This window comes from Streptomyces sp. NPDC043861, from assembly GCF_056435905.1.
The window spans coordinates 63,026-85,858 of the sequence record NZ_JBWKDP010000006.1 but is presented as its reverse complement, the minus strand read 5'-3'; the positions used below and the strand labels follow the sequence as shown (position 1 = coordinate 85,858).

Genomic DNA, 22,833 nt, shown 5'->3' with positions numbered 1-22,833 from the left:
GAAGGCCAAACGCGACGTGTCGGCACAACTGACCATCCACGTGGGCGGAGAGTGGCGCAAAGCCGCCTCCGGCGCCACGCGCGAGATCCTCGACCCCGTCGACGCCACCACCTTCGCGGTCGTGGCGGAAGGCGGGGCCGAGGACACCGACGCCGCGATCGCCGCCGCGCGCCGTGCGTTCGACCAGGGGGAGTGGCCGGGTACACCGGTGGCCGAGCGTGCAGCGCTGCTGCGGCGGGTCGCGGAGCTGCTACGGCGGGACCGGGAGGAGCTCGGCCTGCTGGAGAGCAGGGACGCCGGCAAGACGCTCGAGGAAGGGCGCATCGACGTCGACTGCGTCGCCGATGCCTTCGCGTACTTCGCCGACCTCGTCATGAACGAGAACGGGCGGGTCGTGGACGCCGGGTCGCCCGACATCCACAGCGTCGTCGTGCATGAGCCCGTCGGCGTCTGCGGGCTCATCACGCCGTGGAACTACCCCCTCCTGCAAGCCAGCTGGAAGGTCGCCCCGGCGCTCGCCGCGGGCAACACCTTCGTGATCAAGCCGAGCGAACTGACCCCGCTCAGCACCGTCGCGCTCATCCGCCTGCTCGCCGAGGCCGGACTCCCCGACGGCGTCGCCAACATCGTCACCGGTGCCGGCCACACCGTCGGCGCGCGTCTCGCCGAGCACCCGGACGTCGACCTCGTCTCCTTCACCGGCGGACTCGTCAGCGGCACCAAGGTCATGCGCGCCGCCGCCGACAGCGTCAAGAAGGTCGCACTGGAGCTCGGCGGCAAGAACCCGAACGTCGTCTTCGCCGACGCGTGCACGACCGACGACGCTTTCGACACCGCCGTCGACCAGGCACTCAACGCCGCCTTCATCCACAGCGGCCAGGTCTGCTCCGCCGGATCCCGGCTCATCGTCGAGGAATCCCTGCGTGAGCGCTTCGTCGCCGAACTCGCCCGCCGGGCCGAGAAGATCCGCCTCGGCCGCGGCACCGACAAGGACGCCGAGTGCGGACCCCTCGTGTCCGCGCAACAGCTGGCGAAGACCGAGGACTACGTCGCCTCGGCGCTGGCGGAAGGCGCCGTACTGCGGGCGGGCGGAACACGGCCCGACGGTCCCGGGTACTTCTACCGCCCGACCGTCCTCGACCGGTGCCACCGCGAGATGCGTGTCGTGCGTGAGGAGGTCTTCGGGCCCGTCCTGACCGTGGAGACGTTCCGCACGGAGGACGAGGCCGTCGCCCTCGCCAACGACACCGAGTACGGACTCGCGGGCGCCGTCTGGAGCGGCGACCCGGGGCGGGCCAGGAGGGTTGCGGGGCGGCTGCGCCACGGGACCGTCTGGATCAACGACTACCACCCGTACCTTCCCCAGGCGGAGTGGGGCGGTTTCGGCAAGTCGGGCACCGGGCGCGAGCTCGGGCCCGCGGGACTCGCCGAGTACCGCGAGACCAAGCACATCTATCAGAACCTCGCTCCGCGCCCCGTGCGCTGGTTCGCGGGCTGAGCACGGGGAACGGAGAAGCATGACCAAGCATGAACACGAGTACGACTATGTCGTGGTCGGGGGCGGCACCGCCGGTTCGGTGATCGCCTCCCGTCTCACCGAGAACCCGGATGTCACCGTCGCCGTCATCGAGGGCGGCCCGAGCGACGTGGACCGGGACGACGTCCTGACGCTGCGCCGCTGGATGGGACTCCTCGGCGGTGAACTCGACTACGACTACCCGACCACCGAACAGCCCCGCGGCAACTCCCACATCCGCCACAGCCGCGCCCGCGTCCTCGGCGGCTGCTCGTCGCACAACACGCTGATCGCCTTCAAGCCGCTGCCGTCCGACTGGGACGAGTGGGCCGAGGCCGGGGCCGACGGCTGGGACGCGGCCGCCATGGACCCGTACTTCGACCGGCTGCTCAACAACATCGTGCCGGTGGACGAGCGGGACCGTAACGCCATCGCCCGTGACTTCGTCGACGCCGCCCAGACCGCGCTCGGCGTCCCCCGAGTCGAGGGCTTCAACAGGAAGCCCTTCGACGAGGGAGTCGGCTTCTTCGACCTCGCCTATCACCCGGAGAACAACAAGCGGTCCTCGGCGTCGGTCGCCTACCTCCATCCGGTGATGGAGACGCGGCCCCATCTCACGCTGCTGCTCGAGACGTGGGCGTACCGGCTGGAGCTGGACGGGACACGGGCGACCGGCGTCCATGTGCGGAGCAAGGACGGCACGGAGCGGCTCATCAAGGCTCGGCGCGAAGTCGTCGTCTGCGCGGGCGCCGTCGACACTCCGAGGCTTCTCCTGCACTCCGGCATCGGCCCGAAGGCCGACCTGGCCGCCCTCGGCATACCCGTCGTCCACGATCTGCCGGGTGTGGGCGAGAACCTCCTCGACCATCCCGAGTCGGTGATCGTCTGGGAGACGCACGGGCCGATTCCCGAGAACTCGGCCATGGACTCCGACGCCGGGCTGTTCGTCCGCCGGGACCCCGAACACCAGGGCCCCGACCTGATGTTCCACTTCTACCAAATCCCGTTCACCGACAATCCGGAGCGACTCGGCTACGAACGCCCGCCGTACGGCGTGTCGATGACGCCGAACATCCCCAAGCCGCGCAGCCGCGGGCGCCTCTACCTGACCAGCGCCGACCCGGAGACCAAGCCCGCCCTCGACTTCCGCTACTTCACGGACGAGGACGACTACGACGGCCGCACGCTCGTCGACGGCATCCGTCTCGCGCGTGAGATCGCGAAGGCCGCGCCACTCGCGGACTGGTTGAAGCGTGAGGTGTGTCCCGGGCCCGAGGTGACCGGTGACGAGGAGCTGAGCGAGTACGCACGCAAGGTGGCGCATACCGTCTACCATCCGGCCGGAACCTGCCGAATGGGTGCTTCAACTGATGAACTTGCCGTGGTGTCGCCGGACTTGAAGGTACGCGGACTCGACGGAATACGTATTGCGGATGCTTCGGTCTTCCCGACGATGCCCGCTGTGAACCCGATGATCGGGGTCCTGATGGTCGGCGAGAAATGCGCCGAACTGCTGACGGGAACAGGGAGTGAGGGCCGATGACCAAGCCGCCGGTTTTTTCCGTACGTGAACTGTGGAAGGTCTTCGGACCGAAGCCCGAGCGTGTGCCCGGGGCGCCGGATCTCGCCGCCCTCGACCCCGCCGAGCTGCGTGAACGCACCGGCTGCACCGCCGCCGTGCGAGATGTGAGCTTCGATGTCCGCCATGGCGAGGTCTTCGTCGTGATGGGTCTGTCCGGCTCCGGCAAGTCGACGCTGGTGCGCTGTCTGACGCGGCTCATCGAGCCGACGTCCGGCTCGATCGCGATCGACGGCGAGGACGTGCTGTCGATGGACAAGGCACGGCTGCGCGAGCTGCGCAGGCACCGCGCATCCATGGTCTTCCAGCACTTCGGACTGCTGCCGCACCGGTCCGTGCTCGACAACGTCGCGTACGGGCTGGAGATCCAGGGCATGGGACGGGCGCAGCGGCGCACCAAGGCGGCGGAGGTGATCGCCAAGGTGGGTCTGGAGGGCTTCGAACACCGTCGTCCCGGCCAGCTCTCCGGCGGTCAGCAGCAGCGCGTCGGTCTGGCGCGGGCGCTCGCCGTCGACCCGGAAGTACTGCTCTTCGACGAGCCGTTCAGCGCCCTCGACCCGCTGATCCGCCGCGACATGCAGGACGAGGTCGTGCGGCTGCACCGCGAGGAGAGCCGCACGATGGTCTTCATCACCCACGACCTGAGCGAGGCGCTGCGCCTCGGCGACCGGATCGCGCTGATGCGGGACGGACGGATCGTGCAGCTCGGCACGCCCGAGGAGATAGTCGGCGCGCCCGCCGACGACTATGTGCGGGACTTCGTCCGTGATGTGCCGCGCGAACAGGTAATGACGGTCCGTACGGCCATGCGCCCGGCGTCCGAGGGTGAGGCCGACTCCGGCCCCGCGGTCGCACCCGACGCCACGGTCTCCGAGGCGATCGAGGCGGTCGCCCGGTCCGGGAGCGTGGCACGCGTCGTGGAGGACGGCCGCTGCATCGGTGTCGTCGACCACGCTGCACTGCTCGCGGTGGTCGCGGGACTGCAGAGCGAGGGGGTGGCGGCATGACCCCCGTCATGACGGACCCGCTGGCCGCCGCGGGGCGGTGGTGCGGATGAGTGTCACCGTGGACGCAGTGTCCAAGACCGCCGAGACCGTGGGCGGAGCGCCGACGTCCGGGCAGCCGGGCGGGGTGCGCGCGTTCGTGCGCCGCCGTCGGGGCCTGGTGGCGGGCGGCGGACTGCTCGCCCTGCTCGTCGTGCTCGGTGCCGTTCTGCTCGGCGGCGGAAGCTGGCCCGGCGGGCTGACCGCCGACATCTCGCAGCCGCTCGACGACGCCAACGCCTGGGTCGTCGAGAACCGCGACACCCACCCTCTCTTCCTCTACTTCCTGCTGCACCTGTCCAATACGGCGACCGACGCGGTCAACGGCGTGTACCAGTTGCTGGACGCGCTGGGCTGGCTCGGCGTCGTCGCGGCGGGCGTGCTGATCGCCTGGCGGGCCGCCGGGCTGGGGATGCGCGGCGCGCGTGTCGCGCTCACCGCGCTCGGGGCGTTCGCCGTGTGCGGACTGCTGGGCATGTGGGACGCCACGCTGCTCACCATCGCGCTGATGGTGGTGTCCGTGGCGGTGGCGGCTGTGCTCGGCGCGCTGATCGGGCTCCTGGCCGGAATCTCCGAACGTGTGGACCGGGCCCTGCGGCCGGTGCTGGACACCATGCAGGTGCTTCCGGCGTTCGCGTATCTCCTGCCGTTCGTGCTGGTCTTTGGCACGGGTACGCCGGCTGCCCTCTTCTGCACCGTCATCTACGCGGCCCCGCCGATGGCCCGGCTCACCGCGCTCGGCCTGCGCAGCGCCGACCCGGCCGCCCTGGAGGCGTCCCAGTCGCTCGGCGCGAGCGGCTGGCAGCGGCTGTGGACGGCCCGGCTGCCGCTGGCACGCAAGCAGATGCTGCTCGGACTCAACCAGACGATCATGATGGCTCTCTCGATGGTCGTCATCGCCGCGCTCGTCGGTGCGGGCGGCCTCGGTGAAGAGGTGTACTCGGCGCTGTCGACGACGGACGTCGGCAAGGCGTTCGCCGCGGGCATCCCCATCGTGCTGATCGCGATCTGGCTGGACCGTACGACTGCCGCCGCGGGCGACCGTCTGGGCGAGAGCGCACCGGGCGGCGGATGGCTGCACGGCGGCCGTGCCTGGGCGCTGGCCGGCGCCGGCGTCGCCGTCGCGGCGGCGGTACGCACCACCACCTGGCCCGAGGCGTGGACGTACGAGATCTCCACGCCGGTCAACCGTGCCCAGGAGTGGATCACCGAGAACCTGAGCTTCATGGAGGTGTGGGCGCGGGAGTTCACGCTCTGGATCCTCAATCCGCTGCGGGACACGCTGTTCTGGCTGCCCTGGTGGTCCGTGCTGCTGCTCGTCGCCGCCGTGGCCTGGCTCGTGGGCAACTGGACCGCGGCGCTCACCGCCACCGGTGCGATGGCCGCCGTCGGTGTGCTGGGTGTCTGGACGAAGTCCCTGGACACGCTCTCCCAGGTGCTCGCCGCACTGGTGATCACGCTGGTGCTGGGCTTCCTCGTGGGTGTGCTGTGCGCCCGTGCGGGGCGGCTGGAGCGGTGGGTCCGGCCTCTGCTGGATGCGATGCAGACGATGCCGCAGTTCGTGTATCTCATCCCGGTCGTCGCCCTCTTCGGCGCCACCCGTACATCGGCGATCGTCGCGGCGGTGGTGTACGCGCTGCCCGCCGTCGTACGCATCACCACGCAGGGACTGCGCGATGTCGACCCGGCCGCGCTGGAGGCATCGCACTCGCTCGGCGCCTCGACCCGCCAGCAGCTCCTCGGCGTGCAGCTGCCGCTCGCCCGCCCGGCGCTGCAGCTCGCCGTCAACCAGGGCGTGGTGCTGGTGCTCGCCGTGGTCGTCGTCGGCGGCCTCGTCGGCGGTGGCGCGCTCGGCTACGACGTCGTGAAGGGCCTTTCCCGGGGCGAGATGGGTCTCGGTATGACGGCCGGCCTCGCGATCGTCTGCCTCGGGCTCGTCCTGGACCGGATCACCCAGCCCGCGACCGCGGGCTCCCGCAAATCCCGCTGACCCCCCTCGTTTTCTCTCGACAGGAGCACCATGCGTACCGTCCGTACACTCCGCACCGTCACCGCAGTCGCCGGCACCTTCGGCATACTCGGCCTCACCGCGTGCGGCGCCGCCGACACCGGCAAGAGCAATGACATCGGCGGCAAGAAGACCGTCACCCTCACCGTCCCGTCCTGGGTCGGTGCCCAGGCCAATGTCGCCGTCGCCGAGCACATCCTGGAGAAGGAGCTCGGCTACACGGTCAAGGCCCAGCAGATGGGTGAGGTGCTGGCCTGGGACGCGCTGTCCAAGGGCGACGTCGACGCCGTCCTCGAGGACTGGGGTCACCCCAAGGAGGAGAAGCAGTACGTCGAGACGAAGAAGACCGTCGTCAAGGGCGGCGAGCTCGGCGTCACCGGCCACATCGGCTGGTACGTGCCGAAGTACTTCGCGGACGCGCACCCCGATGTCACCGACTGGAAGAACCTCAACAAGTACGCCAAGGACTTCAGAACCGCGGAGAGCGGTGACAAGGGTGAGCTGCTGGAGGGCTCGCCCGACTACGTCACCAACGACGACGCGATCATCAGCAATCTGAAGCTGGATCTGAAGACGAACTACGCCGGCTCCGAGGCGGCCCAGATCACGGCGATCAAGAAGTACGCGAAGGAGAAGAAGCCCTTCCTCACGTACTGGTGGACCCCGCAGTGGCTGAACAACGAGATCGACATGGTCGAGGTCAAGCTCCCCGAGTACAAGGAGGGCTGCGACGCCGACCCGAAGAAGGTCGCCTGCGCCTACCCGCAGACCCCGCTGCAGAAGTACTTCAACGCGGACTTCGCGAAGGACGGGGGCGAGGCCGCCGAGTTCCTGAAGAACTTCAAGTGGACGACCGAGCAGCAGAACGAGGTCGCGCTGATGATCGCCGACCAGAAGCTGTCGCCGGAGGCGGCGGCGGAGAAGTGGGTGAAGGCCAACGAGTCGACGTGGAAGGCGTGGCTGCCGAAGAAGTAGCCGGGGGCCTTTCGGCCACCCCGACTTCCCCCGTTCACTCGGCCGGGGTCTGTGGGCCCGGCGTGCGGCCCTCTGAACTCCGAGCCCTGCGCGGCGCCCGGCGTGGCGTCCCCGGTGCCCACCGTGCCCGGGGCGCGGGGACGTGTTCGACGGGGCGGCGCACACGTTCGCCCGTCCGGCGTCCGATGACGGGCAGGCGGGTGGCCGGCAGGTGGCGGTTCGTCCTCCCGCCCGCCGGTGCTGCCGCGACGCAGCGTGGCCCGCTGCCCGGTCCCGGCTCTGCTCGCTTCACGAGGAGCAGGACCGGGACCGGTCCCGTTGGGCGGCCGGGGTGGCCGGGTGGCGTCGCGGCCGGCCATGACGACGGGACACTCCGGGGCACCTCACCCGAGCCGCGAGACGGTTCCGGGGCCGTACGTGCGCGGGGCACCCCGTGGCCCCGGACCCGTACGGGGTCAGGTGTGCAGGGTGGCCGCGATGTCGCGGACCGCGTCGAGGGTGCGCAGAAGAAGGCCCGGCCCGAAGGTGATCCGGGTGGCGCCGAGGCGGCCGAGCTCGGCGACGGACGGGGCGCCCGCGAACTTCCCCGCGTTGACCGGCCCCGGAACGGCCTCGCGGAGCCGGGGCAGGGCCTCCGGCGGGGCGCCGATCGGGTAGACGCAGTCCGCGCCCGCGGCGACGTACAGCAGGGCCCGCTCGACCGCCGCCGCGGGATCGGTCACTCCGCGGATGAACGTGTCCACGCGAGCGTTGAGGAACAGTGCATCGCCCGCATCCGCACGTATCTCCGCGAGCCGGTCGGCCTGCCGACGCGGGTCGACGAGCGCTTTGCCCGGGCCCGAGTCCTCCAGGTTGATGCCGACCGCCCCGGTGCCGAGGACCCGCTCCACCAGCTCTGCCGAGGAGAGCCCGTAGCCCGCCTCGACATCCGCCGAAACGGGGACGTCAACGGCACGGACGATGCGTGCGACCGCCGCGAACATCTCCTCCGCCGGGGTCTCGCCGTCCTTGTGCCCGAGGGACGCCGCCACGCCCGCACTGGGCGTCGCGAGCGCGGGGAAGCCCGCGTCGGCGAACACCCGGGCGCTCGCCGCGTCCCATGGGCCGGGCAGGACCAGCGGGTCCTCGGGGGCCCTGTCGTGGTGCAGGGCGCGGAATTGGTTCACCGACACAGTACCGACCCCTCAGTGCCTGAACTGACCGGGCGTGTAGTGGCCCGGAGCCATCCGTGTCGAGACGGCGAACCGGTTCCATGCGTTGATGACCGTGATCGCCGCGATCAGCTGTGCGAGCTCCTCCTCCTCGAAGTGCCGAGCAGCCCTCTCGTACACCTCGTCCGGGACGAATCCGTTCGTCAGCACCGTGATCGCCTCGGTCAGTTCGATCGCCGCGGTCTCCTTCGGCGTGTAGAAGTGCCGCGACTCCTCCCAGGCGCTCAGCTGGATGATCCGCTCGACGGACTCACCCGCCGCCAGTGCGTCCTTGGTGTGCATGTCGAGGCAGAAGGCACAGTGGTTGAGCTGCGAGGCGCGGATCTTGACGAGTTCGAGCAGTACGGGGTCGAGGCCCTGCCCCGCCGCCGAGTCCAGTGCCAGCATGGCCTTGTAGACCTCGGGGGCCAGCTTCGCCAGCTCCATGCGCGGGGTGTGCTCGTGGTGGAACTCCGTGGTCGTCATGATGATCACCGTACGAGCCCCATGGCGCATCTGTATGGTCCATTTCCATGACGGATGACTGGGCCACTTCCGATACCGACCCCGAGGCCGCCCACGGCTCCCGAGCGGACTCCGAAGCCGGCGCCGAGGCTTCTCCCGCAGGTGCTTCGCGCGCCGCATCCGGGTCCCCGCTCGGCGCGGACTTCCATCTCGAGCTGCGTGGTTCCGGGCTTCGCACGGGCCTGATGGACGCGCTGCGCGAGGCCGTGCGCACCGGGCGCCTGGCGCCCGGCACCCGACTGCCCTCGTCCCGTGTGCTTGCCGCCGATCTGGGCCTCGCACGCAACACGGTCGCCGACGCCTACGCCGAACTCGTCGCGGAGGGCTGGCTCACGGCCCGGCAGGGCTCGGGCACCAGGGTCGCCCGCCGTGCCACCCCCAGCCGTCGCAGGGCCGCCGCCGCGCCACGGACGAGTCCGCCGCAACGCAGGCCCGCGTACAGCCTGATGGCCGGCTCGCCCGATCTTGCGTCCTTCCCCCGCGCCGAGTGGCTCAAGGCGGCCCGCCGAGCGCTGACGGCCGCCCCGCACGAGGCCTTCGGCTACACCGACACACTCGGGCGCATCGAACTGCGCACCGTCCTCGCCGAATATCTCGCACGGGCGCGCGGGGTCTATGCGGAGCCCGACCGGATCGTCGTCTGCTCCGGGTACGTCCACGGGCTGATGCTTCTCGCGAAGGTGCTGCGGCAGCGACGGGTGCGGGAAGTCGCCGTGGAGGCGTACGGGCTCGATCTCCACTGGAAGCGGCTCAGTGACGCGGGGCTGCGGCTGCCCGCGCTGCCCTTCGACGAACGCGGGACGCGGACCGAGGAGCTGGCCGGGCTGAAGGGCGTCGGCGCGGTGCTGCTCACGCCGGCGCACCAGTTCCCCATGGGCGTGGCGCTGCACCCGGACCGGCGGACCGCCGCCGTCGACTGGGCCCGGCGTACGGGAGGGCTGATCCTGGAGGACGACTACGACGGGGAGTTCCGCTACGACCGCCAGCCGGTCGGCGCGCTCCAGGGCCTCGACCCGGATCGGGTCGTCCATCTCGGTACGGCCAGCAAGTCCCTGGCGCCCGGGCTGCGGCTCGGCTGGATGGTCCTGCCGGAGAGCCTGGTCGCGGAGGTGGCCGCGGCGAAGGGCGAGGCGGACTGGGCGTCGGGCACGCCGGACCAGCTGACGCTCGCGGAGTTCATCGAGTCCGGTGCGTACGACCGTCATGTACGGGCGATGCGACTGCGCTACCGACGGCGTCGCGACCAGCTCGTCGAGGCCCTCGCGGAACGTGCCCCCGGCATCCGGGTCAGCGGCATCGCCGCCGGGATGCACGCGGTCCTCGAACTGCCCCCGGGCACGGAGCGCTCGGTCGTCCGGGCAGCGGCCCGGCAGGGCCTCGCGATCGAGGGCCTCTCCCGCTACCACCACCCCCGCACACCGGTCGCCCGGGATGCGCTGGTCGTCGGTTACGGCACCCCGTCGGACAGCGCCTGGCAGGGCACGCTGGACGCGCTGTGCCGGGTTCTGCCGTGAACCGGGACGCTGCCCCGGCTGCGGCTGCGGCTGCGGCTGCGACCGTGGCCGCGATGGCTACCCCGGAGCGGGCGGGCCACCGGGCACATCCTCCGGAGGGACGGGGCCCGGTTCCGCCGGGGCCGGGATCTCGCCGAAGCGGGCCAGCACCAGCGCCCCGGCCACCGAGATCACAAAGCCGGTGACCGCGAGCCAGGCGAGGCCCTCGCGCGTGCGGTCGCCGAGCCAGACGACACCGACGGCCGACGGGAGCAGGGTCTCCGTGAGGACCAGCCCGGCCGTGGCCGTGGTCACCGAGCCGTGGGCGAAGGCCGAGGTGAGCAGCAGGAAGGCCGCGGCCCCGCCCAGCAGCAGGGCGTACAGCGCCGGGTTCGTGAAGTCCACCGAGTCCAGCAGCCGGACCGCCACCTCGGGCACTCCGAAGCCGATACCCGCGCCCAGGCCCAGCACGAGCGCCCGGGAGCGCCCCGGCAGCCGGCCCGCTGCGGCGCCGATCAGCAGCACGCCGACCGCCGTACCCAGCAGCACCCATTTCAGTGCGGGCGGCGGGGTCTGGGAGCCCTCCGGCCCCGAGGCCAGCCCCAGCATCCCGAGGCCCGCGCAGACCACTGCGACCGCGGTCCATTCGATGCGGGTCAGCCGTACCGACAGCACCCGGGTCGCGGCCACCGCCGTCACCGCCAGGCTCGCCGCGAGTGCCGCACCCACGGCATAGATCGGGATCAGTCGCAGTGCCACGATCTGCAGTGCGAATCCGATCCCGTCCAGGGCGAGTCCCAGGATGTACCGCCACTGCCGCACCGCCCGCAGGAGCAGTGCGGTGTCGACCCCGGAGGCAGGGCCCGGCTCGACGACGGCACGGGCGGCGACTGCCTGGAAGACCGTGGCCAGGCCGTAGCAGACCGCCGAAGCAATTGCGCAGAACATCCCAAAGAACACAAAGCGACTCTAGTTGGGGAGGGTTCGTGGACCGGGCTTACGGACGGGCGGGGCCGCCATCTAATGTGTGCGGCGGTTCGTCGACTGGCTCGACATGCACAAGGACGGGGAGGCCGGGAAGATGGTGCGGCGCAGGCTGAGGTCGGGCGCGGTGGTGCTCGGCGGCATGGGGGTGCTGGCGGCGACACTGACGTCCTGTGGCTCGGAGCCCGACGAGCGGTGCATAGACCCCGTGACGGAAGAGGTACTGCCCGACTACGAGTGCGAGGACGACGACGGCCACGGCCGCTACTACTACGGCGGAAGCGTCCACGGCAACGGCAAGGTCTCCGGCGGCAGCTTCAACAAGGCGGCCGTCGACAGCGGAGGCTTCGGTTCCTCCCGCACCGGCGGCGGCTGAGCCACAGGGGCACGTACTGATGAAACGTCACACCATTGACCCGCGTCCCGGCTGGCAGGAGATCGTCGAGGAGCAGGGGCTCATCTATCCGCTCACCCGGTACCCGGACGGTTCCCTGCGGCCGTACTGGGACGAGAGCGCCTACTACGAGTTCTCGCTGCCCGAGGTCGAGGCGCTGGAGGAGGTGGTCGAGGAGCTGCACACCATGTGTCTGGCCGCGGCCGCGCACATCGTGGAGCACGACCGCTTCGCGGACCTCGGCATCACCGACCCCCGGCTCGCCGGACGCGTCGCGGAGTCCTGGCGGCGTCGGGCCGAACTGCCGTCGATCTACGGGCGGTTCGATCTGCGCTACGACGGCACGGGCCCGGCCAAGATGCTGGAGTACAACGCGGACACCCCCACGTCGCTCGTCGAGGCGGCCAGCCCGCAGTGGTTCTGGATGGAGGAGCGCTTTCCCGGCGCCGACCAGTGGAACTCCCTCCATGAACGGCTCGTCGATGCCTGGAAGCGGCAGGCACCGCTCCTGCCGCCGGGGCCGGTCCACTTCGTGCACTCCGACGGTGACCTGCTCGGCGAGGACCTGATGACGGTCGCCTATCTGCGGGAGACCGCACAGCAGGCCGGCCTCGCCACCGAGGCGCTCTCGGTCGAGCGGATCGGCTGGGACCGGTTGTCGAGGCGTTTCGTGGACGACCGGCTGCGCTTCATCCGCAGCTGTTTCAAGCTGTACCCGTGGGAGTGGCTGACCACCGACCGCTTCGGCCCGCATGTCCTCGACACCCTGGACAACGGCGGCGGCACCGGAACCACCTGCTGGATCGAGCCCGCCTGGAAGATGCTGCTGTCCAACAAGGCGCTGCTCGCCGTCCTGTGGGAGCTGTATCCGGGGCACCCGAATCTGCTCCCCACCTATCTCGACGGGCCGCGTGAACTCGCCGAGCGGAACGGCTACGTGGCCAAGCCGCTGCTGGGCCGCGAGGGTGAGGGCGTCACCGTCCATGAGCCCGGCGGGCAACCGGTGGTGCGGGAAGAGCCGTGCTGCTACCAGGAGTTGGCATCGCTGCCCGACTTCGACGGCAACCGCGTCGTGCTCGGTGCCTGGGTCGTCGAGAACGAGGCTGCGGGGCTCGGCATCCGGGAGTCGTCCGGCCTGATCACGGACGAATACGCCCGCTTCCTCCCGCACGTGATTCTCTGACCGCTCGTCTGACCGCTCTTCGAGCCCTGCGCCCGTGGCCGCACAGGCTGAAGACTCACGTGAGTGCCGTGACCGGAAGGTCCACCGGCCCGTGACGCCCTGCCAGGGCGGCGGGCCACGCCCGGCGGGATCCGCCCGCGGCGCCCGGGCACGGCCGCTGTGCCGTGGTCCGCTGGGCCATGGCGCCGTGCCCCGGTGCGCCGGGTCCCCCGCGGACCCGGCGCACCGCGACGGGTCACTCGCCGGCCAGCACCCCGCGCAGCTGGTCGAGGCCCCAGTCCAGGTCCTCCTTGCTGATCACCAGCGGAGGCGCGATCCGGATCGTCGAACCGTGTGTGTCCTTCACCAGAACACCACGGTCCATCAGCTTCTCGGAGATCTCCCGGCCCGTGCCGTGCGACGGAACGATGTCGACCCCGGCCCACAGCCCACGCCCACGCACTGCCTCCACGGCACCGCCGCCGACCAGCAGATTCAGTTCATGGTGCAGATGCTCGCCCAGCTCGGTGGCGCGCTGCTGGAACTCGCCGGTGCGGAGCATTCCGATGACCTCGAGCGCCACGGCACAGGCCAGCGGATTGCCGCCGAACGTCGAGCCGTGCTCACCGGGCCGGTAGACCCCGAGCACCTCGTTCGAGGAGACGACCGCCGACACCGGCACGACGCCGCCGCCCAGCGCCTTGCCCAGGAGATACATGTCCGGGACGACGCCTTCGTGCTCGCAGGCGAAGGTGCGGCCGGTGCGGCCCAGACCGGACTGGATCTCGTCCGCGATGAACAGCACATTCTGCTCGCGGGTCAGCTCCCGCACCCCGGCGAGATAGCCGTCCGGCGGTACCAGGACCCCCGCCTCGCCCTGGATCGGCTCCAACATCACGGCCACCGTGTTCGCACTGACCGCCCGGTGCAGGGCGGTGAGATCGCCGTACGGGACGATCTCGAAACCCGGCGTGTAGGGGCCGAAGTCGGCACGGGCCTCCGGGTCGGTCGAGAAGCTGATGACCGTAGTCGTCCGGCCGTGGAAGTTGTTCGCCGCGACGACGATCTTCGCCTGTCCCGGCGGAACGCCCTTGACCTTGTATCCCCATTTCCGTGCCGTTTTCACGGCGGTCTCCACCGCCTCCGCCCCGGTGTTCATGGGGAGCACCATCTCCATGCCGCACAGCTCCGCGAGCTGGGTGCAGAAGTCGGCGAACCGGTCGTGGTGGAACGCCCGGGACGTCAGCGTCACCCGCTCCAGCTGGGCCTTGGCGGCGTCGATCAGCCGCCGGTTGCCATGGCCGAAGTTGAGCGCCGAGTACCCGGCGAGCATGTCGAGGTAGCGCCGCCCCTCGACGTCCGTCATCCACGCGCCGTCGGCCGAGGCGATGACGATGGGCAGCGGGTGGTAGTTGTGGGCGCTGTGCGCCTCTGCGGAGGCGATCGCTCTGTCCGTAGCAGACACGGGTTCTCCGTTCGTCCTGCGGCTTGGTCGTCGGACCGGGGCCGGGATGAGGGCCCGGACCGGGGCCTGGGCGGTGGCTCCTTTCTATCGTCGCTCGGCCGTCGGGTGAAGAAACATCGGGCTTCGGACCCGATTCACCGCAGACCTTTCCGTTTCCCCGTAGTTTCGGAACCCGCGACCGGCCCCCGGGGCTGCTGCGAGTAGGGTTGAGGGCACGCACGGCGACTGGCGTACGCGGAAAGGACCGCGGGGAAGCCGTGCGCGGCAGAACGACGAGGTGCCGCTCGCCTGGGCACCCCGGGACCGTGAATCCCACCGACTGCCTGCCCGGAGGACGCCATGACTCTCCCCGCTCAGCACAACCACCCCGCCCTCACCGCGACCGATCCCGAGCTGGCCGCGCTCGTCGGTGCCGAGGAGCGGCTGCAGGCCGACACACTGAGGCTGATCCCCAGCGAGAACTACGTCTCGCAGGCGGTCCTCGAAGCCTCCGGCACCGTCCTGCAGAACAAGTACAGCGAGGGCTACCCCGGGCGCCGCTACTACGAGGGCCAGCAGAACATCGACCAGGTCGAGCTGCTCGCCATCGCCCGTGCCAAGCAGCTCTTCGGCGTCGAGCACGCCAACGTCCAGCCCTACTCCGGCTCCCCGGCGAACCTCGCCGTCTACCTGGCCTTCGCCGAGCCCGGTGACACCGTGATGGGCATGGCCCTCCCGATGGGCGGCCACCTCACCCATGGGTGGGGCGTCTCGGCAACCGGCAAGTGGTTCCGCGGCGTGCAGTACGGCGTTCGTCAGGACACCGGCCTCATCGACTTCGACGAGGTGCGCGAACTGGCGCTCAAGGAGCGGCCCAAGGTCATCTTCTGTGGTGGCACGGCTCTTCCCCGCACCATCGACTTCGCCGCCTTCGGGGAGATCGCCCGCGAGGCAGGCGCCGTGCTGGTCGCCGACGTCGCACATATCGCGGGTCTGATCGCGGGCGGCGCCCACCCGTCGCCGGTGCCGCACGCGGACGTGATCTCCACGACCACGCACAAGACGCTGAGGGGGCCGCGCGGAGCGATGCTCATGTCCCGCGAGGAGCACGCCAAGGCCATCGACAAGGCGGTCTTCCCCGGTCTGCAGGGCGGTCCGCACAACCAGACCACGGCGGCGATCGCCGTGGCCCTGCACGAGGCCGCCCGGCCCTCCTTCCGTGACTACGCCCACGCGGTCGTCGCCAACGCCAAGGCACTTGCCGAGGAGTTGCTCGCCCGGGGCTTCGACCTGGTCTCCGGCGGTACCGACAACCACCTGATCCTGATGGACCTCACGCCCAAGACCGTCCCGGGCAAGGTCGCGGCCAAGGCGCTGGACCGTGCCGGGATCGTGGTCAACTACAACACCGTTCCCTACGACCCCCGGAAGCCCTTCGACCCCTCCGGTGTCCGGATCGGCACCCCCTCCCTCACTTCCCGGGGCCTTGGTACGCAGCACATGTCCACGGTCGCCGACTGGATCGACCGGGGTGTCACCGCCGCCGGGACGGGCGACGAGGATGCCCTGGCCGTCATCCGCGCCGAGGTCGCGGACCTGATGGCCTCCTTCCCGGCGCCCGGCCTTCCGGCGTAGCCGGAAGGCGCGACGACGGCTCGACCGGTCTCCGGAGGGGAAAGTGCCCCCTCCCCGTCGTGCGGGCTCTTCCGTTCGGCCCTGGCGGGCCCGGGGAGACCCCTGCACCGGAGGCCGCGAGCTTCCCGGCAACGGTCACAGCACTAGGCATCCAGCAGCTGCTGGCGCGGCCCGGTCTCCCGGTCTTCGCCGCGTCCGCCGAACGGCGGACGCGGCAGCCGGGCCGCGAGCGGGCGCAGGGCCAGCCCCAGGACGGTCCCGGCCACGAGACCGGGTATCGCCCACCACCATGCGACGGGACCGCCGGCCTCCCCGGCTGCCCCGGCGGCCGGTGAATCCCCCGACACCTCTGCGGATTCCGCGCTGCCCGCACCGGACGGCTCCCGAGAGCCGCCGTGGACGTCCTGCCCGCCGGTCTTCCTGCCCATGACGCCGACCTTCTTCAGCAGCGCGGTCAGCTCCGCCGGCTTGTCGGCCTTGTGCCACAGGCCCTCGTACGACGTCGGCAGTCCGACTGCCGTGTGGATCCAGACCGTGCTCGCGTCGTCCGACGGATGGATCTCGTCCACCCGCCAGGGACTGATGTCGTGCGCCATCCAGGTCACATTGATCTGCCGCAGTCCCGTCACCGAATCCAGGGACGGAGGCCGGTCCGTGTCACCGGACGAGCCTTGGCCCAGCAGATCCGTGAGGGCCTGGTACTCCTGAGCGGAGTAGTAGTAAGCAGCTGCCTCGCTGCTCTCCGGAGAGACGATCAGCACACTCGTGGGACCCCCGGCCACCGCTCCGGGGGCGAGGAACAGTCCCGCACCCAGAGACATGGTCAGCAGCCCCGTCACGGCGGCGAGCCGTCGTAGCAGTCGCATCGGTCGCATGCTTCCCCCTGCCCAGCCGACGCCCGGTGCGGACCGTCCGCACCGTCCCGCGTCACTTCTGGTACACCGCCCGAGCCGGTCCGGTTCCCGTTCCGCGGGCGGGGATTTCAGGGGGTCGATTCCGCGATGCTCCGCGCCCGGTCCAGGTCGGCCACGCCCTCCAGCCGCAGCGTCGTCCGCTGGTCCGCCGACATCCACAGCAGGGTCGGACCTGCCGTGCGCCTCGACTCGGTCCACTGCTCTCCGGTCTCACCTGTGAGCGGGAACCGCAGCACATGCGGCCGGGCGAACCACAGGCCGTTCCGGCCGCCGGACAGCTCCAGCCACTCCGGGTGGACCCGCACCTGCTTGGCGAACCCGGGGTCCAGCCGTGCCGGGAACTCGTCGAGCCGGAGCGTCCCCGACCGCTCGTACCAGCAGAGACTGATCACCCGGCGCCCGCCGGACGCCACGCCCACGGAAACAGCGTCCGGCTCGCCCAGTCGCTCCGGGACCCGGGCGCCGAAGCCGGCCAGGTGCCCGGCCTCCGCCAAGGGCACCGGCGATGCGCACGAGGGCACGGCGGCCCTGGGCGGGGGCGTCGCCGAGGGGTCGTACCGCACCTGGACACCGCCGAAGCCGAACCAGTCCGCGACGGTCGCCCGCACCGGGGGAGTGAGTACCAGCACGATCAGGACACCGGACAGCGTGACGCCCAGCGCGCGCCGGCGCCGGCGCACCCAGCCCCCCAGCCTGCGCGTCCGCCCGGCGACCGGCACCGGAGCCGGCACCGACTCGGCCACTATCCGGGCCAGCACCCGCTCGGCCATCGTCTCGCCGTCGACATCCGGGACCGGCAGCCGCTGTCCCAGCCTCCGCAGCTCCTCCGGCAGCCCCCCGGACGGCTCGCGCTCAGCCATGCTCGTCACCTCCCTCCTCCGGGCCTTCCGGCAGCAGACGTCCCAGCTTTTTCAGCGCTCGGTTCAGCCGCGACTTGACCGTCCCCCTCGGCCAGCCCAGCGCCTGTGCCGTCTCCGTCTCGTCCAGTTCCAGCAGATAGCGGTGGACCACCACCTGCCGCTGCTCCTCGCCCAGTTCGTCCAGGGCGGCCAGCAGAGCGGCCCGGCGTTCCTCCGCCACGGCCGCTGCCGCAGGCTCGGCGGAATCCGGTATCAGCGGCTCGGCCGCCCCCAGCAGCATCGCCTCCCGTCCGGCGAGGCTGCGCAGACGGACTGCCGACCGCACTGTGTTCTTTGTCTCATTTGCGACGATCCGTAGGAGCCAGGGCCGGAATGCCGAGCCGTCCCGGAACCGGTCCAGCGACCGATAGGCCTTGAAGAAGGCGGACTGCACCACGTCCTCGGCGTCCGCCCCGGCACCACAGGTCACCGCCGCGCGCAGCGCCACCTTTGTGTACGCACGCACCAGCTCCGCATACGCCTCGGGCTCCCCGGCACGTACGCGCGCGATCACCGCGGCCTCGTCGACGACGGTCAGAGTGCGGCCCCCCTCCAGGGTCCCCTTCCGCATGCTCACACCCTTGGTACACCGCCCACCGCCGATCGGTTCCCCCCTGAACCCCCTTGAACTTCCCGGGAACTCCCTCGGAACTCCCTCGAACCGGACGGGAACTCCCGTGTCCTTCCGGAGATCGGTTCCCGTCCTGTCGGCGGTACCTGAGAGAATGCTGAGCATGGCCTCTGACAGTCCCCGTGTGCTCTCCGGAATCCAGCCCACCGCAGGCTCGTTCCACCTCGGCAACTACCTCGGAGCGGTCCGCCAGTGGGTCGCGCTGCAGGAGACGCACGACGCCTTCTACATGGTGGTGGACCTGCATGCGATCACCGTCCCGCAGGACCCGGCCGAGCTGCGGGCCAATACCCGCCTCGCCGCCGCCCAGCTGCTCGCCGCGGGCCTCGACCCCGAGCGGTGCACGCTGTTCGTCCAGAGCCATGTGCCCGAGCACGCCCAGCTCGGCTGGGTCATGAACTGCCTCACCGGCTTCGGCGAGGCCTCGCGGATGACCCAGTTCAAGGACAAGTCCGCCAAGCAGGGCGCCGACCGTGCCACGGTCGGCCTCTTCACCTACCCGATCCTCCAGGTCGCCGACATCCTGCTGTACCAGGCCAACGAGGTACCGGTCGGCGAGGACCAGCGCCAGCACATCGAGCTGACGCGCGATCTCGCCGAGCGCTTCAACGGCCGGTACGGGCAGACGTTCACGGTCCCCTCGGCGTACATCCTCAAGGAGACGGCGAAGATCTACGACCTCCAGGACCCGTCCAGCAAGATGAGCAAGTCGACGGCCAACCCCAAGGGCCTGATCAACCTGCTCGACGAGCCGAAGGCGACGGCGAAGAAGGTCAAGAGCGCGGTCACCGACACGGACACGGTGATCCGCTTCGACGCCGAGAACAAGCCGGGCGTCAGCAACCTGCTCACCATCATGTCCACCCTCACCGGTACGGCTGTCGCGGATCTGGAGCGGAACTACGAGGGCAAGGGCTACGGTGCGCTGAAGACCGACCTCGCCGAGGTCATGGTGGACTTCGTCACGCCGTTCAAGGCCCGGACACAGGGATACTTGGACGACCCGGAGACGCTCGACTCCATCCTCGCCAAGGGAGCGGAGAAGGCCCGGGCCGTTGCCGCCGAGACCCTCGCGCAGACCTACGACAGGGTGGGCTTCCTGCCCGCCAAGCACTGAGTCCAAGGACTCTGGCGGGATGCCCGCCGCAGCCGTCACACTGGCGGCTGCGCGGACATTCCGGCCCGGGGGCCGGACGCGGCTCCCGGGACGCGGGGACCCGCAGCAGGAACGCACCACAACGCCAGATCATCGAGAACCGTCATCGAGAACCCGGATAGGAGAACGACGTGGGGACCGTAACGCTCGGCGTTTCGATCGCGGTCCCGGAGCCCTACGGCAGCCTGCTCCAGGAGCGGCGCGCGGGCTTCGGGGATCCCGCCGCGCACGGCATCCCCACGCACGTCACTCTTGTTCCGCCCACCGAGGCCGACGCCTCGGCCCTTCCGTCCGTCGAGGCGCATCTCGCCCGCGTGGCAGCGACGAGCAGGCCGTTCCCGATGCGTCTGTCGGGAACCGGCACCTTCCGTCCCGTCTCGCCCGTCGTCTTCGTCAAGGTCGTCGAGGGTGCCTCGGCCTGCACCAGGCTCCAGCAGCGGGTCCGGGACAGGTCGGGGCCACTGGTCAGGGAGCTGCAGTTCCCGTACCACCCGCATGTGACCGTCGCCCATGGCATCGCGGACGAGGCGATGGACCGGGCGTACGAAGAACTGTCCGGGTACGAGGCGGAGTGGACCTGCACCTCGTTCGCGCTCTACGAGCAGGGCCCGGACGAGGTGTGGCGCAAGCTCCATGAGTACGCCTTCGGCGGCGGAACGACGCTGCCCAACGTGCCCGCTCAGGGGACGTCGGTCGACGAACCGGCCACCACGCCTCGCTAGCCCTTCCACGACACGCTCGGGCTTCCGGGGCCCGGGAAGCGCGGAACCGGGGCTCCGGCCCCCGTCCCGCCCGCGCCCGGCGCATCCGTTCCGGGCGTCCGGTCACACGGGCAGCCGGCGGAAGACCGCTCGCGGTACGTGCCGCAGCACCGACATCACCACACGTAGCGGGCCGGGCACCCAGACCGTCTCCGAGCGCCGTCGCAGCCCCGTCTCGATCGCCAGAGCGACCTCCTCCGGGGTGGTGGCCAGTGGAGCCTCAGGCAGACCCGCCGTCATCCTCGACCGCACGAAGCCCGGCCTGACCACCATCACGTGCGCACCAGTCCCGTACAGGGCGTCGCCCAGCCCTTGGGCGAAGGCGTCCAGACCCGCCTTCGACGACCCGTAGATGAAATTGGCCCGCCGCGCCCGCTCGCCCGCGACCGAGGACAGCACCACGAGCGAGCCATGGCCCTGGGTCTGCAGGGCGCCCGCGCAGATCAGTCCCGACGAGACCGCTCCGGTGTAGTTGGTCTGGGCGACCCGGACCGCCGAGAGTGGCTCGGCCTCGTCCCGCGCCTGGTCGCCGAGGATCCCGAAGGCGAGCAGCACCATGTCGATGTCGCCCTCGGCGAAGATCTTCCCCAGCACCTCTTCGTGCCCGGCGGGATCGAGTGCGTCGAAGGGGACGGTGCGCACCTCCGCACCCAGACCGCGCAGCGAGGCCGCAGCCGACTCCAGTGCGGGGGACGCGCGCCCGGCCAGCCAGACCTTTCGGGTGCGGCGGACCACCAGCCGGCGTGCGGTGGCGAGGCCGATCTCGGACGTACCGCCGAGGACCAGCAGGGACTGGGGGAGGCCGAAGGCGTCCTTCATCGGGAGTGCTCCTTCATCGTCGGAGTTCGTGTCGTCGTGCGGGCGGCCGGAGGGACGCGTCCGCGGTCAGAGGCGAAGACGGCGGGCCAGGTCCGACATGAACACCCCGCGCGGGTCGAGTTCGGCGCGCAGGGCCCGGAAACGGTCCAGCCCGGGATACATCGAGGCCAGCAGTTCCGGCCGCAGCCGCGAGTCCTTGGCCAGGTACACCCGCCCCCCGGCCGCGGCCACCTGCTCGTCCAGGTCGTCGAGGAAACGGCCGAGCCCCGGCAGTCCGGCCGGGATGTCGAGGGCGAGCGTCCAGCCGGGCACCGGGAACGACAGCCAGCCCGGATCGCCGCTGCCGAACCGCTTGAGCACGGCCAGGAACGAAGGACAGCCGTGCCCGGCGATCCGCCGCACCATGCCGCGCAGTGCCTCCTCCTGTCCGTACCCGACCACGAACTGGTACTGGACGAAGCCGCTCCGTCCGTAGATCCGGTTCCAGTGCGGCAGTCCGTCGAGCGGATGGAAGAACGTGCCGATCCTCTGGAGCTCACCGGTGCGTGAGCGAGGCGCCCTGCGGTACCAGAGCGCGTTGAAGAGGGACACCGACGTCCGGCCGAGCAGCCTTTCGGCCACCAGGTCCGGAGCGTGGCCCACGAAGCCGGGAGCCGACGGGAGCCGACCGGGACGGAACCCCAGGGGCCGGCGCCGAGCGCGCGGCGGAAGTGCGTCCAGGGGCGCGTGCTCCCCGCGGGTGAGGACCGAGCGTCCGGTCGCGGCCCCGCGCGCGAGCAGATCGATCCAGGCCACGGAATAGCGGTAGCGGTCGTCGGTCGCGGTGAGCCGCGCCATCAAGTCGTCGAGGTCCGCGGCCCGTTCGGTGTCGACGGACATCAGGGAGGTCTCGACGGGGTGCAGCTGGAGCGTGGCCGAAAGGATCAGCCCGGTCAGGCCCATCCCGCCCGCGGTCGCGTCGAACAGATCGGTGCCGGGCAGGACCGTACGCACCTCACCGTCGGCGGTGAGCAGTTCCAGCGACCGCACATGGCGGGAGAACGAGCCGCAGACATGGTGGTTCTTGCCGTGGACGTCTGCGCCGATGGCCCCGCCCACCGTCACCTGGCGGGTTCCCGGTGTGACGGACACGAACCAGCCGAGCGGCAGCATCACCTTCATCAGCCGGTGCAGGCTCACACCCGCGTCGCACACCACGACGCCGGCCTCCGCGTCGACGGTGCGGATCCGGTCGAGGCCGGTCATGTCGAGGACGACGCCGCCCGCGTTCTGTGCGGCGTCACCGTAGGCACGGCCGAGGCCGCGTGCGATGGAGCCGCGTTGACCACAGGTGTGCACGACCGCCGCCGCCTCCTCGTAGGTACGGGGCCGGACGAGCAGCGCGGCCGAAGGGGCGGTGCGGCCCCAGCCGGTCACGGTCACGGGCAGATCGCCGGTCATGGCACGGCCGGGAGCGACACAGGAGTCGGCAGACATATGCGCGACGCTATCGCCACATATAGGTGAATTGCTCCAATGTCGGCTGACTCGCCGAAATGGGTGATTAAACGAGTGTCATCAAAGATTGCCGTGAATGAGAGCGTCCGGTTGAGAAGAGTCGCCCCTGGTCCAAGTGAAAGGGGTGGCAGATGCGATGCCTCGAGTGGGCGCACCGGGCAGTGGGCTCGGCGACGGGCCGCGCGGCCGGCGGTCCGGGCCGGACGAC

Annotated in this window: 20 protein-coding genes and 1 riboswitch; of the genes, 11 read left to right on the top strand and 9 right to left on the bottom strand. The window is 70.7% G+C overall.

The window, feature by feature from the left end; genetic code table 11:
• Positions 1-16 precede the first annotated feature (16 nt).
• The 5 genes from AC068D_RS16180 to AC068D_RS16160 are packed head-to-tail and all read left to right on the top strand — an operon-like array spanning position 17 to position 7,121.
• The gene (locus AC068D_RS16180; RefSeq protein ID WP_478823668.1) at positions 17-1,498 is read left to right on the top strand and encodes an aldehyde dehydrogenase family protein; all 1,482 of its coding nucleotides are present in this window, start codon (positions 17-19) and stop codon (positions 1,496-1,498) included.
• Positions 1,499-1,517: 19 nt separating this feature from the next.
• A complete protein-coding gene (locus tag AC068D_RS16175) occupies positions 1,518-3,059 on the top strand; it encodes a GMC family oxidoreductase (protein WP_478823667.1) in 1,542 nt (513 codons plus the stop codon).
• Entirely contained in the window at positions 3,056-4,102 is a 1,047-nt protein-coding gene (locus AC068D_RS16170) for a quaternary amine ABC transporter ATP-binding protein (RefSeq protein ID WP_478823666.1), read from the top strand. The genes AC068D_RS16175 and AC068D_RS16170 overlap by 4 nt, the downstream gene beginning before the upstream one ends.
• A gap of 46 nt (positions 4,103-4,148) precedes the next feature.
• On the top strand, positions 4,149-6,128 hold the full coding sequence (locus tag AC068D_RS16165) for an ABC transporter permease (protein ID WP_478823665.1): 1,980 nt from the start codon (positions 4,149-4,151) through the stop codon (positions 6,126-6,128).
• Positions 6,129-6,158: 30 nt separating this feature from the next.
• Positions 6,159-7,121: an ABC transporter substrate-binding protein gene (locus tag AC068D_RS16160; RefSeq protein WP_478823664.1), complete on the top strand. Its 963-nt coding sequence runs from the start codon at positions 6,159-6,161 to the stop codon at positions 7,119-7,121.
• A 455-nt stretch (positions 7,122-7,576) separates the two neighbouring features.
• Here the strand turns inward: AC068D_RS16160 and AC068D_RS16155 are convergent, their stop codons facing one another.
• The gene (locus AC068D_RS16155) at positions 7,577-8,293 is read right to left on the bottom strand and encodes an isocitrate lyase/PEP mutase family protein (RefSeq protein ID WP_478823663.1); all 717 of its coding nucleotides are present in this window, start codon (positions 8,291-8,293) and stop codon (positions 7,577-7,579) included.
• Between the two features lie 12 nt (positions 8,294-8,305).
• A complete protein-coding gene (locus tag AC068D_RS16150) occupies positions 8,306-8,797 on the bottom strand; it encodes a carboxymuconolactone decarboxylase family protein (protein ID WP_478823662.1) in 492 nt (163 codons plus the stop codon).
• A gap of 47 nt (positions 8,798-8,844) precedes the next feature.
• On the opposite strand from AC068D_RS16150, the gene pdxR reads away from it, so the two are divergent.
• Positions 8,845-10,350, top strand: a complete 1,506-nt coding sequence (pdxR, locus tag AC068D_RS16145) for a MocR-like pyridoxine biosynthesis transcription factor PdxR (protein ID WP_478823661.1) — start codon at positions 8,845-8,847, stop codon at positions 10,348-10,350.
• A 57-nt stretch (positions 10,351-10,407) separates the two neighbouring features.
• On the opposite strand, the gene AC068D_RS16140 is transcribed toward pdxR, so the two are convergent.
• Entirely contained in the window at positions 10,408-11,277 is an 870-nt protein-coding gene (locus AC068D_RS16140) for a DMT family protein (protein WP_478823920.1), read from the bottom strand.
• A gap of 133 nt (positions 11,278-11,410) precedes the next feature.
• Between AC068D_RS16140 and AC068D_RS16135 the strand changes: the two genes are divergently transcribed.
• Complete coding sequence (locus AC068D_RS16135) at positions 11,411-11,689, top strand: hypothetical protein (RefSeq protein ID WP_478823919.1); 279 nt, start codon at positions 11,411-11,413, stop codon at positions 11,687-11,689.
• A gap of 19 nt (positions 11,690-11,708) precedes the next feature.
• Positions 11,709-12,890, top strand: a complete 1,182-nt coding sequence (locus AC068D_RS16130) for a glutathionylspermidine synthase family protein (protein ID WP_478823660.1) — start codon at positions 11,709-11,711, stop codon at positions 12,888-12,890.
• Positions 12,891-13,125: 235 nt separating this feature from the next.
• Here the strand turns inward: AC068D_RS16130 and rocD are convergent, their stop codons facing one another.
• Positions 13,126-14,334 (bottom strand): ornithine--oxo-acid transaminase, encoded by a 1,209-nt coding sequence (gene rocD, locus AC068D_RS16125; RefSeq protein ID WP_478823659.1) that lies wholly within the window; start codon positions 14,332-14,334, stop codon positions 13,126-13,128.
• 211 nt (positions 14,335-14,545) lie between these two features.
• A riboswitch (ZMP/ZTP riboswitch) is annotated at positions 14,546-14,635 on the top strand.
• Positions 14,636-14,673: 38 nt separating this feature from the next.
• On the opposite strand from rocD, the gene AC068D_RS16120 reads away from it, so the two are divergent.
• A complete protein-coding gene (locus AC068D_RS16120) occupies positions 14,674-15,948 on the top strand; it encodes a serine hydroxymethyltransferase (protein ID WP_478823658.1) in 1,275 nt (424 codons plus the stop codon).
• 143 nt (positions 15,949-16,091) lie between these two features.
• Here the strand turns inward: AC068D_RS16120 and AC068D_RS16115 are convergent, their stop codons facing one another.
• The 3 genes from AC068D_RS16115 to AC068D_RS16105 form a co-directional block, all read right to left on the bottom strand.
• Positions 16,092-16,814 (bottom strand): hypothetical protein, encoded by a 723-nt coding sequence (locus AC068D_RS16115; protein ID WP_478823657.1) that lies wholly within the window; start codon positions 16,812-16,814, stop codon positions 16,092-16,094.
• 116 nt (positions 16,815-16,930) lie between these two features.
• Complete coding sequence (locus tag AC068D_RS16110) at positions 16,931-17,722, bottom strand: hypothetical protein (RefSeq protein WP_478823656.1); 792 nt, start codon at positions 17,720-17,722, stop codon at positions 16,931-16,933.
• On the bottom strand, positions 17,715-18,332 hold the full coding sequence (locus tag AC068D_RS16105) for an RNA polymerase sigma factor (protein WP_478823655.1): 618 nt from the start codon (positions 18,330-18,332) through the stop codon (positions 17,715-17,717). The genes AC068D_RS16110 and AC068D_RS16105 overlap by 8 nt, the downstream gene beginning before the upstream one ends.
• A 163-nt stretch (positions 18,333-18,495) precedes the next feature.
• On the opposite strand from AC068D_RS16105, the gene trpS reads away from it, so the two are divergent.
• Together trpS and AC068D_RS16095 are read left to right on the top strand one after the other, a co-directional pair.
• Complete coding sequence (trpS, locus tag AC068D_RS16100) at positions 18,496-19,509, top strand: tryptophan--tRNA ligase (RefSeq protein ID WP_478823654.1); 1,014 nt, start codon at positions 18,496-18,498, stop codon at positions 19,507-19,509.
• A 170-nt stretch (positions 19,510-19,679) separates the two neighbouring features.
• Positions 19,680-20,270 carry a 2'-5' RNA ligase family protein gene (locus AC068D_RS16095; protein WP_478823653.1) on the top strand — a complete coding sequence of 197 codons (591 nt, stop codon included), beginning with the start codon at positions 19,680-19,682 and terminating at the stop codon, positions 20,268-20,270.
• 102 nt (positions 20,271-20,372) lie between these two features.
• On the opposite strand, the gene AC068D_RS16090 is transcribed toward AC068D_RS16095, so the two are convergent.
• On the bottom strand, positions 20,373-21,128 hold the full coding sequence (locus AC068D_RS16090; RefSeq protein ID WP_478823652.1) for a decaprenylphospho-beta-D-erythro-pentofuranosid-2-ulose 2-reductase: 756 nt from the start codon (positions 21,126-21,128) through the stop codon (positions 20,373-20,375).
• Positions 21,129-21,194: 66 nt separating this feature from the next.
• Complete coding sequence (locus tag AC068D_RS16085) at positions 21,195-22,604, bottom strand: FAD-binding oxidoreductase (RefSeq protein ID WP_478823651.1); 1,410 nt, start codon at positions 22,602-22,604, stop codon at positions 21,195-21,197.
• Positions 22,605-22,833 lie beyond the last annotated feature (229 nt).